The sequence below is a fragment of the Pseudomonas sp. RA_35y_Pfl2_P32 genome, assembly GCF_963970735.1.
Taxonomy (GTDB): Bacteria; Pseudomonadota; Gammaproteobacteria; order Pseudomonadales; family Pseudomonadaceae; genus Aquipseudomonas.
The window spans coordinates 184,798-197,567 of sequence record NZ_CAXAQF010000001.1; the positions used below are offsets into that span (position 1 = coordinate 184,798).

Annotated in this window: 14 protein-coding genes; 7 read left to right on the plus strand and 7 right to left on the minus strand. The window is 60.5% G+C overall.

Going from position 1 to position 12,770, the window contains the following annotated elements:
* Positions 1-178 precede the first annotated feature (178 nt).
* From AACY45_RS00905 to AACY45_RS00925, 5 genes are all read left to right on the plus strand, one after another.
* Entirely contained in the window at positions 179-892 is a 714-nt protein-coding gene (locus AACY45_RS00905; protein ID WP_095170311.1) for an FKBP-type peptidyl-prolyl cis-trans isomerase, read from the plus strand.
* Between the two features lie 293 nt (positions 893-1,185).
* Positions 1,186-1,641: a YkvA family protein gene (locus tag AACY45_RS00910; RefSeq protein ID WP_339543717.1), complete on the plus strand. Its 456-nt coding sequence runs from the start codon at positions 1,186-1,188 to the stop codon at positions 1,639-1,641.
* 115 nt (positions 1,642-1,756) lie between these two features.
* Positions 1,757-2,098 carry a helix-turn-helix domain-containing protein gene (locus AACY45_RS00915; protein WP_339543718.1) on the plus strand — a complete coding sequence of 114 codons (342 nt, stop codon included), beginning with the start codon at positions 1,757-1,759 and terminating at the stop codon, positions 2,096-2,098.
* On the plus strand, positions 2,095-2,466 hold the full coding sequence (locus tag AACY45_RS00920; RefSeq protein WP_003179080.1) for a hypothetical protein: 372 nt from the start codon (positions 2,095-2,097) through the stop codon (positions 2,464-2,466). Before AACY45_RS00915 ends, AACY45_RS00920 begins: the two co-directional genes overlap by 4 nt.
* A complete protein-coding gene (locus tag AACY45_RS00925; protein WP_339543719.1) occupies positions 2,467-2,868 on the plus strand; it encodes a sel1 repeat family protein in 402 nt (133 codons plus the stop codon).
* Between the two features lie 233 nt (positions 2,869-3,101).
* Here AACY45_RS00925 and AACY45_RS00930 read toward each other — a convergent pair whose 3' ends face one another.
* Entirely contained in the window at positions 3,102-5,189 is a 2,088-nt protein-coding gene (locus AACY45_RS00930; protein WP_339543720.1) for a carboxy terminal-processing peptidase, read from the minus strand.
* A gap of 138 nt (positions 5,190-5,327) precedes the next feature.
* On the opposite strand from AACY45_RS00930, the gene AACY45_RS00935 reads away from it, so the two are divergent.
* On the plus strand, positions 5,328-6,290 hold the full coding sequence (locus AACY45_RS00935) for a zinc-binding dehydrogenase (protein ID WP_339543721.1): 963 nt from the start codon (positions 5,328-5,330) through the stop codon (positions 6,288-6,290).
* A 58-nt stretch (positions 6,291-6,348) separates the two neighbouring features.
* On the opposite strand, the gene AACY45_RS00940 is transcribed toward AACY45_RS00935, so the two are convergent.
* The 6 genes from AACY45_RS00940 to AACY45_RS00965 all read right to left on the minus strand — a co-directional run bounded on the left by AACY45_RS00940 (position 6,349) and on the right by AACY45_RS00965 (position 11,666).
* Positions 6,349-7,002, minus strand: a complete 654-nt coding sequence (locus tag AACY45_RS00940; RefSeq protein ID WP_339543722.1) for an HAD family hydrolase — start codon at positions 7,000-7,002, stop codon at positions 6,349-6,351.
* Between the two features lie 34 nt (positions 7,003-7,036).
* Positions 7,037-8,026, minus strand: coding sequence for an ABC transporter ATP-binding protein (locus tag AACY45_RS00945; protein WP_339543723.1), 990 nt, complete (start codon positions 8,024-8,026; stop codon positions 7,037-7,039).
* Positions 8,023-8,823 carry an ABC transporter permease gene (locus AACY45_RS00950; protein WP_339543724.1) on the minus strand — a complete coding sequence of 267 codons (801 nt, stop codon included), beginning with the start codon at positions 8,821-8,823 and terminating at the stop codon, positions 8,023-8,025. Before AACY45_RS00950 ends, AACY45_RS00945 begins: the two co-directional genes overlap by 4 nt.
* Positions 8,810-9,655, minus strand: coding sequence for an ABC transporter permease (locus AACY45_RS00955; protein ID WP_339543725.1), 846 nt, complete (start codon positions 9,653-9,655; stop codon positions 8,810-8,812). Before AACY45_RS00955 ends, AACY45_RS00950 begins: the two co-directional genes overlap by 14 nt.
* Positions 9,652-10,458 carry an alkaline phosphatase family protein gene (locus tag AACY45_RS00960; RefSeq protein WP_339543726.1) on the minus strand — a complete coding sequence of 269 codons (807 nt, stop codon included), beginning with the start codon at positions 10,456-10,458 and terminating at the stop codon, positions 9,652-9,654. The genes AACY45_RS00955 and AACY45_RS00960 overlap by 4 nt, the downstream gene beginning before the upstream one ends.
* 140 nt (positions 10,459-10,598) lie before the next feature.
* On the minus strand, positions 10,599-11,666 hold the full coding sequence (locus tag AACY45_RS00965) for an ABC transporter substrate-binding protein (RefSeq protein WP_339543727.1): 1,068 nt from the start codon (positions 11,664-11,666) through the stop codon (positions 10,599-10,601).
* A gap of 362 nt (positions 11,667-12,028) precedes the next feature.
* On the opposite strand from AACY45_RS00965, the gene AACY45_RS00970 reads away from it, so the two are divergent.
* Positions 12,029-12,742: a UTRA domain-containing protein gene (locus AACY45_RS00970; protein ID WP_339543728.1), complete on the plus strand. Its 714-nt coding sequence runs from the start codon at positions 12,029-12,031 to the stop codon at positions 12,740-12,742.
* Positions 12,743-12,770 lie beyond the last annotated feature (28 nt).

Genomic DNA, 12,770 nt, shown 5'->3' on the forward strand with positions numbered 1-12,770 from the left:
GCGTCTGCCCTCGGCTGAAGCTGACAGAAACTTCACCCGGTTCCTGGGCAAAACGCGTTAAAAGACCTGAACTTATCGGAGGTTTCCCGCTCTCATGCCGGTAGCCATTGGTCGTGGCGGCCTGATAAGCTCGCGGCTTTATTCGATTGCCCTTTAGGCGCATGAACAAGGAAATAGCATGAAACAGCATCGGTTGGCGGCGGCGGTGGCCCTGGTTAGCCTGGTACTTGCGGGTTGTGACTCGCAGACCAGCGTAGAGCTGAAAACCCCGGCGCAAAAAGCTTCCTACGGCATCGGCCTGAACATGGGCAAAAGCCTGGCTCAGGAAGGCATGGATGACCTGGACTCCAAAGCGGTAGCCCAAGGCATCGAAGATGCTGTCGGCAAGAAAGAACAGAAGCTCAAGGATGAAGAGCTGGTCGAAGCCTTCGCGGCGCTGCAAAAGCGCGCTGAAGAGCGTATGGCCAAGATGAGTGAAGAGTCGGCTGCAGCCGGCAAGAAATTCCTCGAAGACAATGCCAAGAAAGCCGGTGTGACCACCACGGCTTCCGGCCTGCAATACGAAGTCGTGAAGAAGGCCGACGGCGCTCAGCCCAAGCCTACCGATGTGGTGACTGTGCACTACACCGGCACCCTGACCAACGGCACCGTATTCGACAGTTCGGTCGAGCGCGGCAGCCCGATTGACCTGCCGGTCAGCGGCGTGATCCCGGGTTGGGTCGAAGGCCTGCAACTGATGCACGTAGGCGAGAAGTACAAGCTGTACATTCCTAGCGAACTGGCCTACGGCGCACAAAGCCCTAGCCCGGCAATCCCGGCCAACTCGGTGCTGGTATTCGACCTGGAACTGCTGGCGATCAAAGATCCAGCCAAGCAAGACGACGCCAAGTAAGCGGCGTCGGGTTGAAAAACAACGCCCCGTTTATCCGGGGCGTTGTTGCATCTGGCGTCCGGTGGGGGAAAATCCAGTCGAACCGACACCGGTCGTTGCAGTCATAGCATTGAAGGCGCCGCCGTTAGCCGCACCAGGCCGCCAAGTCAATGAAATATTGGGGTTTTTTTATGTGAGTAAAAAACGCCCGATCTGACTTGAGCCCTTGTAAAACGGGGCTTTGAGGCCTGAAAAGCGGCTCTGTTCACAAGGTTATCCACAATTTGTGTGGATAACATTTCAGTGGAGGCATGATGAAAACACCCTGGAATTTCGCTCGGTTCCTGCCCCTGGCCGGTCGATTGATCAGTCGTGGCCGTTTGCCGACCCTGCTCTTTGCAGTGGCCAGCAAGGGCGCCAAACAGGGTTTTCGCCTGGGCAAGCTCAAGGACGACCTGCGCTTGCTGCAGGCCTTGTGCCTGGCATACTGGCGTGGCGAGTACCGGGCCATCAGTCCCAAGGCACTGGTGTCGGTGGTAGCGGGCCTGATGTACTTCCTCAGCCCCTTGGATGCCGTCCCGGATTTCATCCCAATGTTCGGCATGCTCGACGATATTGCCGTGCTGGCATGGTTGATGAAAACCCTGGATGACGAACTGAGTGCCTTCCGCCTCTGGCGTAACCGCCAGCACCCGGAAAAACTGGTGAGTGTTGAGCGCTTGCCTGATTCGCCGGAGCAATTGCAGCTTCAGGGCCCGAAAAAAAACTGAATCGAATCAGATCCATCCAGAGATTGATACGCCCCAGCGACCTTGGCGACTGTTAGGATTACACTTCAAGGGAAAAGTGCCGACTCGCTAAGTGTTGTTGTCCTACGGGGTAGTCATGGATATTCAGATAATCACACGTGATGGTGAACCCGAGTACGCGGTGTTGCCATGGGCGCAGTATCAAGCATTGTTAAAAGCGGCAGGCGTCAAGGCGCAACCACCGCGTGCAGCCACAGTCCCGCACGCGGCCACCTCGGACCCGGTTCTTCCGGGGCTGGATCAACTGCGTCATCTACGCGAAGAACAGGGCATTGCCATTGAGGCCTTAGCCCGCACCGTAGGTATCAGCCCTTCTTACCTGGCCTTGATCGAAAGCGGCGAGCGTCAGCCCGACGCCGCGATTCGGCGCAGCCTGGCCTGGGAGTTGAAGGTGCAGGGTTGGAGGGAAGAATCGTGAGTGTACGGATCAGTCGTCAACATTGGGACGGTTTGCTCGGTGAGCTGGATCAGGCGCGCCGCCAGCGCCACCTGCTGACCTATCGTGCGTTACTCGAGCGCCTGCAGTTGCCCAGCCCGGCCATGCAAACCCTGACGGCCGCCCTCGAGCATCTCGCGGCGCTGGACGCCCGGGCCGAACAACCGCTGCGCAGTTCGCTGGTGATCAGCCAGGGTGCGAGCCGGTTGCCGCGCACCGGATTCTTTGAGTGTGTGGAGCGTCTGGGGCGCTTTTCCGGGCCGTCCGACGGCGTGGCGGCTGCTTCCTGGCATGCTTCGGAAGTGGTGCGTGTGTTCGAGTACGAATACCCTGAATCCGCGGAGGCCTGAGTGTTGCTACGACTCAAGGCGCGCCTCAGCTACTGGCTGGCCCGTCGGTTGTTTCATTGGTCCTGGTTTGTCCGTCAGCCGCGGGGTTGGGCCTGGCTGGAAGGGCAGTTTGCGCGCATGGCCAACCTGGGCGACGTGGGAGCCCAGAGCTTCTACGGTCACATCCTGACGTTTCGCGGCGTCGGCCTGGGTGCCCGCGAGGAGGGCGTGCGTTTGCTGCGCCTGGCGGCGTTGGCGGGCGATGGCAAGGCGGCCTATCAGGTGGGTGTGATCAGTCTGGCGGGGACCCCGAGCAAGGCGCCGGATCCCGTAGAGGCGGCTCGCTGGTGGGGGCTGGCGGAAAAGGCCGGGCATCCGTTGGCGGCGATCAAGTTGCAGGAACTGGCTGCGCGGTCGAGTTGATTTGGAGTGGTCTTGTGGGTGTACCTATCCGTTACTGTGGTAACGGCTACTTAGGGGGGCGCTGCCAGGGGACAGGCCCAGCGTTCCTCGCCAGCCCCTTGTGATTTACCACCATGCTTTGTGGGTCAGTTCCCCCAGGGGTAATGCATGGCCTGATGCGACAATAATGTGGTGGGCAAAAAAAGACCGGGCAAGCCCGGTCTTTTCTGGTCAGCGTATTGCTGGGGTGGCCATTACTTCTTGTTGCTGGCGACCGCGGTGTTGAGTTTCAGGTAGTCCAGCAGGATCCGCCCGGTTTCGCTCAGGTAGGCATCGTCTTCGGGCTTGGTCTTGTCTGGCTCGGCCGCGATGGCGTCCTCGTCTTCTTTTTTCAGTTCCTTGAGCGGCTCTTCGCCTTTGGCTTTGCGGCGGAGGTTTTCCATCGTCAGCTGTTTGGCTTCGATATCGGTGTGTTGCGCGCGGCGTTCAGCTTCGTTGAGGCTGACGGTTTTTTCCGCCATTAGCTTCTGTGCCAAGGCCAGTTTGTCGCGGATGAAGACAAACTCGGCGTCCCTGGCGGTGCGCTCGTCATGCTCGGACTTGAGCTGGGCGAGGAAGGGTTTGAACGGGTCGACGGCCGGTTTGATCGCCGGGCGAATGGTGTCCCACGGCATGGCTTCCGGCAGGGCGCTTTCGCCGATTTCCTTGGTGTCGATGATCGAGGGGTAATCGATGTCCGGCAGTACGCCCTGGTGTTGGGTGCTCTGCCCGGAAACCCGGTAGAACTTGGCCAGGGTCAGTTTCAGTTCGCCATGGTTGAGCGGCTGAATGGTCTGCACCGTGCCTTTGCCGAAGGTCTGGCCGCCGATGATCAGCGCGCGGTGGTAGTCCTGCATGGCGCCGGCAAAAATCTCCGAGGCCGAGGCCGACAGGCGGTTGACCAGCAAGGCCATCGGGCCTTTGTAGAACGCCCCCGGGTTTTCGTCTTCGAGAACATCGACCCGGCCATCGGCATTGCGCACCAGTACGGTCGGGCCCTTGTCGATGAACAGGCTGGTCAATTCGGTGGCTTCCTGCAGGGAGCCGCCGCCATTGTTGCGCAGGTCGATGACCACGCCGTCGACTTTTTCCTTCTGCAGTTCGGTCAGCAGTTTCTTGACGTCGCGGGTGGTGCTCTTGTAGTCCGGATCACCGGCACGGAACGCCTTGAAGTCGAGGTAGAAAGCCGGGATCTCGATCACGCCGAGTTTGTAGTCCTTGCCATCCTGCTTGAGGTTGAGCACGGATTTTTTCACCGCCTGGTCTTCAAGCTTCACCGCTTCGCGGGTGATCGGCACGATCTTGCTGGTCTGATCGTTAGGCGCATTGCTGGCCGGAATCACTTCCAGGCGGACCACGGTGCCTTTCGGTCCGCGGATCAGCTTGACCACTTCGTCCAGGCGCCAGCCGACCACGTCGACCATTTCCTTGTTGCCCTGGGCGACCCCGATAATCTTGTCCGCTGGCGCGACCAGCTTGGTCTTGTCGGCTGGACCGGCAGGCACCAGGCGCACGACCTTGACCTGGTCGTTATCGCTCTGCAACACGGCGCCGATACCTTCGAGGGACAGGCTCATGTTGATGTCGAAGTTTTCCGCGTTATCCGGTGACAGGTAGTTGGTATGCGGATCGTAGGACATGGCGAAGGTGTTGATGTACGCCTGGAAGATGTCCTCGGCGCGGGTCTGGTCCAGGCGCGACAATTGGTTCTTGTAGCGCTTGGTCAGGGTTTCCTGAATCTGTTTGGAGTCCTTGCCGGCAATTTTCATACGCAGCACTTCGTCCTTGACGCGTTTGCGCCACAGGTCGTCGAGCTCGGCATTGGACTTGAGCCAAGGGGCATCCTTGCGATCGACCAGCAGGGTTTCCTTGGCGGTGAAGTCGAGCTTGTCCACGCCTTTGTTGAGTTCTGCCAGGGCGAACTCCAGGCGGGATTTGACCCGGTCCAGGTAGCGCTTGTAGATGGTGAACCCGGGCTTCAGGTCGCCACTCTTGAGGAAGTCGTCAAACTGGGTTTTCCATTTGTCGAATTCGCCAATGTCGCTGGCCATGAAGTAGCTGCGCGATGGATCCAGCAGCTTGAGGTAGCTGTCGTAGATGATCAGCGAGCGCGCATCATCGAGGGGCGGCTTACTGTAATGGTGGCGCTTGAGCAGCTCGACGACGTTCAGGCTGGCGATCACCTCGTCACGGTCGGGCTGAAGCTTGTCCCAGCTATTGGCTGCGAACGTATCGGGCGCGAGCGACAAGCTGCCCAGGCCGATGAGAAGAGCGAGTGCGGTGCTGGGGAACAAATGCTTCATGCCGATTCGACGCGGGGACAATTGATAACGCATATTAGGCCGTCTTTGAAGTCGCCGGTTCCACAAGGACCGGTCGCATAATGCAAAAAGCCCGGCGCTATAGCATCGGGCTCAGTCCAGACTCACTATGGAGGCACTGTGAAGGCATTGCAAGGCGTTGAGGGACATGTGGAGTGGGTTGAAGAGCCGGCTCCAGTCTGTGATGTAGGGCAAGTTCGCATACGTGTGGCGGCCGCGGGGTTGAATCGGGCCGATCTGCTGCAGCGAGCGGGGCTCTATCCTGCGCCTCCGGGCGCCAGCCAGGTGCTGGGGCTGGAGTGCTCCGGGGTCATCAGCGAGGTCGGCCCGGGCTCGACCTGGCAGATCGGTGACCGGGTGTGTGCGCTGCTGGCCGGGGGGGGCATGGCCGAGGAAGTGGTGGTCGATGCCCGTCACGTCCTGCCGGTACCGGAGGGCTTGTCGTTGGCCGAAGCAGCGGCGCTTCCGGAGGTGTACAGCACCGCCTGGCTGAACCTGTTTCAACTGGCTGCGCTCAAGCCCGGGGAGAAAGTCTTGCTGCATGCCGGTGCCAGTGGCGTGGGCTCGGCGGCCATTCAGCTGTGCAAGGCCTTTGGCAGCCCGTGCTGGGTCAGTGTCGGTTCGGCCGATCGGCTGGCGTATTGCGAGGCGCTGGGCGCGCAAGGCGGGGTGGTGCGCACTGATGGCCTGGAAGGGGTGAGCGACCTGGGGCCGTTCGATGTGATCCTCGACCCGGTCGGTGCCAACTACGCGGCGTTGAACCTGAAGGTGTTGGCTCGGGACGGACGCTGGGTGTTGATTGGCCTGATGGGCGGGCGTGATGCCAAGCTCGACCTGGCGCAGGTGCTGGCCAAGCGGATCCAGGTGTTGGGTTCGACCCTGCGCAGCCGCGATGATCAGTTCAAGGCCGATCTGTTCAGCGATCTCAGCCAGCACATCTGGCCGTTGTTCGCCGAAGGCCGCTTGAGCCCGCAACTGGCCAAGACCTTCCCGATCAGGGATGCCGAGGCGGCGTTTGCCGAACTGGCGACCAATCAGGTGTCAGGCAAGCTGGTATTGGTGATTGACGAGAGTCTGACCTGACGACATTGCATCAAACCTGTGGGAGCAGGTCGGGCGGCGCTCCCACACAGTTTCTCGATTATTTCCAGTGGTGAATCGGCCAGCCGGCCTGTTGTGCATGCTCGCGCAGTACCGGGTCCGGGTTGACCACGTGGGGGAAGTCGACCTTGAGCAGCAAGGGCAGGTCGTTGCGGGAGTCGGAATAGAAACTCGCGCCCTCGAGGTTTTCTTCTTCGGCGTCCAGCCATTCCAGCAGGCGGGTGATTTTGCCTTCGCGGTAGGTCAGGGTGCCGACGGTATGGCCGCTGTAGAAACCGTTGACCACCTTCAGTTCGATACCCAGCACTTCATCGATACCCAGGCGCTCGGCGATGGGTTTGACTAGGTGGGTGCCCGAGGCTGAAATCACCAGGATCCGGTCGCCTGCCTTGCGGTGGGCGGCGATGGTCTTGGTGGCATCGCTGAAGATGATCGGCTCGATAAAGTCTTCGACCCAGGGCCCTACAAGGTGCTCGACCTCCTGCGGGGTTCGGCCGATCAAGGGTTCCAGGCTGAAGGCCATGAACTCTTCCATCGCCAGCTTGCCGTGGCTGTAGGCGTCCATCAGTTCGTTGTTGCGGTGCATGAACGACTCACCGTCGACCCACTCCAGGCGGGCCATCTGTTCACTCCAGAGGGTGGCGCAGTCGCCGTGGATCAGGGTTTCGTCCAGATCAAAAATTGCCAGGGCCATCAGTGCTCTCTCTTCAGCTCTTTCGTTGACATCATCAGGCGACCTCACACAGGGCGCTCGGATCGATGGACAGTGCCAGGCGTTGCCCGTCCGCATGCAAGTCAGCCGCCGAACGGTTCAGTACATCCACCACCAATTCGACGCCGCGCGCCTCGACCCGGTAGCGAATCACGTTGCCCAGCAAGCTGTGGCTACGGATCAGGGTATCGGGTTCGCCCGTGCGGCTCAGCACGATGGCCTCCGGGCGAATCGCGATGCGGCTGTTGATGGGACGTTGCAACAGTTTACTGGCACTGGCGGCATCCAGCAGGTTGTAGTTGCCGATGAATCCGGCGGCAAACACATCCACTGGTGCAGTGTAGAGGGTCTCTGCGTCGCCACTTTGTACGATTTTTCCCTGGTTCATGAGGAATATCCGATCAGACATGGTCAGGGCTTCCTCCTGATCGTGGGTGACGAAAATAGTGGTCAGCCCCAGTTCACGCTGGATCTGGCGGATCTGTTCGCGCAGGTGCTTGCGAATCCGCGCATCCAGTGCCGACAGGGGTTCATCGAGCAGCAGCAGGCGCGGACGGGTGACCAGGGAGCGGGCCAGGGCCACGCGCTGGCATTGGCCGCCGGACAGCTGGTGCGGGTAACGCCCGGCAAAGTCAGTCAGCTCCACCAGTTGCAGCACTTCCTGTACGCGCTTGTGGCTGTCGTCGGCATTGACCTTTTGCATGCGCAAGCCGAAGGCGACGTTCTGCTCCACGGTCATGTTGGGGAACAGCGCATAGCTCTGGAACACCATGCCGATCCCGCGCTTTTGCGGGCTCAGGGGCACCAGGTCCTGGCCCTCGAGCAGGATCTTGCCGCCATCCACCGCGGTCAGCCCGGCAATGCAGCGCAGCAGGGTGGATTTACCGCAGCCGGAAGGGCCGAGCAGGGTGACGAACTCGCCCTTGTGGATTTCGCAGTTGATGTCGCTGAACACCGGGGTGCCGGAGTAGTTTTTTTGCAGGTGTTGGACGCTGACGTAGCTCATTGGCTTTTGTCCTTGTTCAAGATATTGGCCGCCCAGGTCAGAACCAGCACAAAGAGGAAGTAGGAGATCACCAGCGCACTGGTGAAGTGACCACTGCTGTTACGCATGTTGTTGAGGTACACCTGCAAGGTCTCGTAGCGGGTGCCCACCAGGATGTTGGCGAACACGAACTCGCCGAACAGGAACGAAAACGACAGCAGCAACGCGACCATCAGGCCCTTGCGCAGGTTCGGCAGCACCACCAGGAACGCCGCCTGCCAGGTGCTGGCGCCGAGCAGTTGGGCGGCGTCCATCAGGTCGCGCAGGTTGATTGCCTGCAGGTTGTTGGTGATCGCCCGGTACATGAACGGCAGCGCCACGGTGAAGTAGCAGCCCACCAGGATCCAGGGCGTACCGACCATGGCGAACGGTCCGGACCCGTAGAGTTGCAACAGGCCCACCGAGGACACCACCGGCGGCACCGCGAATGGCAGCAGGATCAGGATGTTCATCAGCGCATCGAGTTTCGGGAAGTGGTAGTGCACCACGAACAGCAACGGCAGGATCAGCACCACCGACAGGATCAGCGCCCCGACGCAGACCAGCAGCGACTGGCCGAAGGCATTGAGAAAGCGCGGGTCGCTCCACAGTTGCAGGTACCACTTGAAGGTGAAGCCTGAGGGCAGGATGGTTGCCGACCAACTGCTGGAAATCGAGTAGATCAGGGTGCCGACCAGTGGCAGCAACAGGATCGCAAACAGCAGGTAGACCACCACGCGGTGATAAAGGGCCGCAGAGCCGGGTTCAGCGCGAGACATGGTAGCTCCTCTTCAACAGTAACTGATGGACCACGGTCACCAGGGTCATCAAGGCCACCAGCACCACGGCCAGGGCGCTGGCCATGTTCGGGTCCAGGGAGATGTCGCCTGACACCATCGCCGCGATACGGATCGGCAACACGTTGAAGTTGCCGGTGGTCAGGGCGTACACCGTGGCGTAGGCGCCCAGGGCGTTGGCCAGCAGGATGACGAAGGTGCCGAGCAGGGCCGGGGTCAGCACCGGCAGGCCAATGTGCCGCCAGAACTGCCAGCCGTTGGCCCCCAGCAACTCTGCCGATTCGCGCCAGTCTTCGCGCAGGGCGTCGAACGCCGGATACAGCAGCAGTACACCCAGGGGGATCTGGAAGTAGGTGTAGAGGATGATCAGCCCGGTTTTCGAGTACAGGTTGAAGTCCTCAATGATCCCGGCCTGCTTGAGCATGATGGTGATGCTGCCGTTGAACCCCAGCAGGATGATGAAGGCGAAGGCCAGGGGCACGCCGGAAAAGTTGCTGGTCATGTTGGCGAAGGCGTTGACGAAGTTGCGCAACCGGGAGTCGACCCGACGCAGCGAGTAGGCGCCGAGGATGGCAATGACAATGCCGAACAGGCTGGAATAGAAACTGATTTCCAGGCTGTGCTGGATCGCTTGCAGGTAGAACCTGGAGCTGAAGATCTTATTGAAGTTGGCCAGGCCCCAGCCGAACTCTTCCGATTGCAGGCTGTTGATCAGCACCCAGCACAACGGGGCGATCTGGAACACGAAAAAGAAGATCGCAAAGGGCACCAGGCACAACGCCGCCAACCATTTGCCTCGGGTGATGGCATTCACTTGAGCAACTCCCTGCACACAGGTTTGTCGTGGGGTATGCCGAGCAATTGGCAGACCGTGCCGCACAGCTCGAGCTGCCTGGGGGCGGCATCGGGGTTGAAGCTGAAGGCATCGCCAATCACAAACAGCGGGACCTCCCGTTCCTCGGCCAACTGGCCGTTGTGGGAGCGGTCGTTGTTCATGCCGTGATCGGCGGTCACCAGCACCTGGTAGCCGGCGTCGAGCCAGCCTTGCAGGTAGTCGGCCAGGATGATATCGGTCGAGCGGGCGCTGTTGCGGTACTGCGGAGTGTCGAGGCCGTGCTTGTGCCCGGCGTCGTCGATGTTCATCGGGTGCACCAGCAGAAAGTGCGGGGCATGCTGCCGGCGCAGGTGCTCGGCGTCGGCGAACAGGTGCGAATCCGGGTAGTGGTCGGTCCAATAAAAGTGGCCGTACTGGATCGGCAACTCGGGCTCGGCGGTGTGGCGATCCCGGGCCGGGACGAAGGGGGAGCGGTTGTACAACTCGCTGACCCAGTGATAGGCCGCGGCGGCGGTGGTCAGGCCGGCGTCACGGGCGTAGTGATAGATGCTGCGCTGATCGGACAGACGCGCGACGTTGTTGTGGACGATGCCGCTGTCGATGGGCGTGACCCCAGTCAGGATCGCTTCGTAGAGCGGGCGCGACAGCGAAGGCAGCTCGCAAGTGAGTTTGTACAGGGCGGCTTTTTGCGCGTGCACATAGGCCTGTAAATGCCCCATCGCATGCCGCGCGACTTCGTAGTTGAGACCGTCAAGAACGACAAGGATGACGTTGTGACTCATGGGACTGAAACTCCGTACACCAGTAACTCGAAACATCGTAGTTCGTTGTGGAAGCGAGCTTGCTCGCGATAGCGGTCTGACACCCGAGTGGGTCTTTGAATGTCAGGTCGTCATCGCGAGCAGGCTCGCTCCCTCAGGGGTTATTTCATCTCTACGATGACTTCTTCGTTCCACTTCTGTGGCAAGGCCTTGGAGGTTTTTTCCCAGGCGTCGGCGTCCTTGATCGGGGTCACGCCTTTGTACTGCTCATTCGGCAGCAGCTTGGCCTGGATCTCGGCGGGCAGGGTCAGGTGTTCGGCGCGGATCGGCCGGGCGTTGCCTTTGGCCAGGTTGATCTGGCCCGCATCGCTGAAGATGTATTCGCGCGTCAGCTTGGCGGCGTTGGGATGCTTTGCGTATTTGTTGATGATGGTGGTGTAGCCGGAAATCACCGAGCCATCGGACGGAATCAGCACGGTGTAGTCATCCGGGTTGGCCATCTTGGCCTTGTAGCTCAAGCCGTTGAAGTCCCAGACCACGCCCACTTCAACCTCGCCTTTTTCCATGGTGGCAATGGTCGGGTTGGCCATCGACAGGCGGCCCTGCTTGGCGATTTCGGCAAACATCAGCAGCGCCGGTTGCAGGTTCTTCTCGTCACCGCCGTTGGCCAGCGCCGCGGCCAGTACACCGTTGGCAGCCTGGGCGGCGGTGCTCACATCACCGATGGAGACCTTGTATTTACCGGTCTTGAGGTCGGCCCACTTGGTGGGTGCAGGAGAGCCGTGCAACAGCTTCTTGTTGACGATAAAGGCGATGGTGCCGGTGTAGGCCAGGGCCCAGTTGCCATCTTTATCCTTGGCCCAGTCCGGAATCTGGTCCCAGGTCGAGGGCTTGTAGGGTTGCACCACGCCCTGCTTGACCGCGATCGGGCCGAAGGCCGCGCCGACGTCGCCGATGTCGGCGCTGGCGTTGTCTTTCTCCGCGGCGAACTTGGCGATTTCCTGCGCTGAGCTCATGTCGGTGTCGATGTGCTTGAGGCCGTAGGTCTTGGCCAGGTCTTCCCAGGTGCCTTTCCAGTTGGCCCAGTCATCGGGCATGCCGACACTGTTGACCACGCCTTCCGCTCGCGCAGCGGCTTCCAGGGTTTTCAGATCGGTATCAGCAGCCATGGCGGTGGTGCACATGGCAATGGTCGAGCCTAACAGGGATGCCAGGAAAAGCTGTTTCATCGAAAGCTCCTTTGGGCGTATTCAACGCTGCGTTTTTATCGAACGTTTGCGGTTGGGTTGGTCTAGGTCAGCAATACCTGAGCCAATTTAGGTGGGTTGGATGACACTTTGATGTCGGTGACCCTGGCCCATGGCTTTTTTTCGCGTGCTTGGGGTGACAACGAGGTAAGCGTAGACCATGGGGAGGAGGCCGGTTTACCGGGACTTGGCCGCACAATTGCAGTGCTTTGACGCTGCCGTTGGGCGGCTATGTCATCGATCAGTCACATGTTGTGCCTAGGCTTGCAGTAGCTTAGAGGAGGCGTTTTTTGGCGCACTCCGGCCCCGAAACAGTGCTGGTCTAGTCCAGAAAGGTAACCTTGATGCGTGAAGAGGCAACCCGTGCGGTGACAGCCATTGGCCAAGTCCTGCAAGAGCAGATCGACCACGGTCTGTTGGCGCCTGCCAGCAAGCTGCCGGCCGAGCGCAAGCTCAGTGAACTGTTTGGCACCACACGCATTACCGTGCGTGAAGCGTTGCTGCAACTGGAGGCCCAGGGCCAGATCTATCGTGAGGAGCGCCGGGGCTGGTTCGTTTCGCCACCCCGGCTGGCGTACAACCTGATGCAGCGCAGTCACTTTCACGCCATGGTCAGCGCCCAGGGGCGGGAGCCGTCGACGGAAGTGATCTCGGCACGCCAGCAACCGGCGTCGGCGGCTGTCTGTGCCTGGCTGCAGTTGCCGGCGCTGTCGAGCGTGATCCAGATCTGCCGCGCGCGGCGCATTGACGGACGGCTGGTGTTGTATGTGGAGCACTACCTCAACCCGCAGTATTTCCCGGGGATTCTCGAGCGAGACCTGAATCAGTCGATTACCGAGTTGTATGCCCGGCATTACGATTTGCACTATGGGCGGGTGCGCTTCGAGATCGTGCCGACTTCACTGCCGGTGGACGCGGCGGCGGCCTTGCGGGTGTCGCTGGGCAGCCCGGGGTTGCGCATTGCCCGGGTCAATTACGACCAGCATCAGCGGCTGATCGATTGTGACCTGGAGTTCTGGCGGCATGATGCGATTCATGTCGGGGTGGATGTGGTTTAGCGGCCACCACCCTGTTGAATGTTCCGGC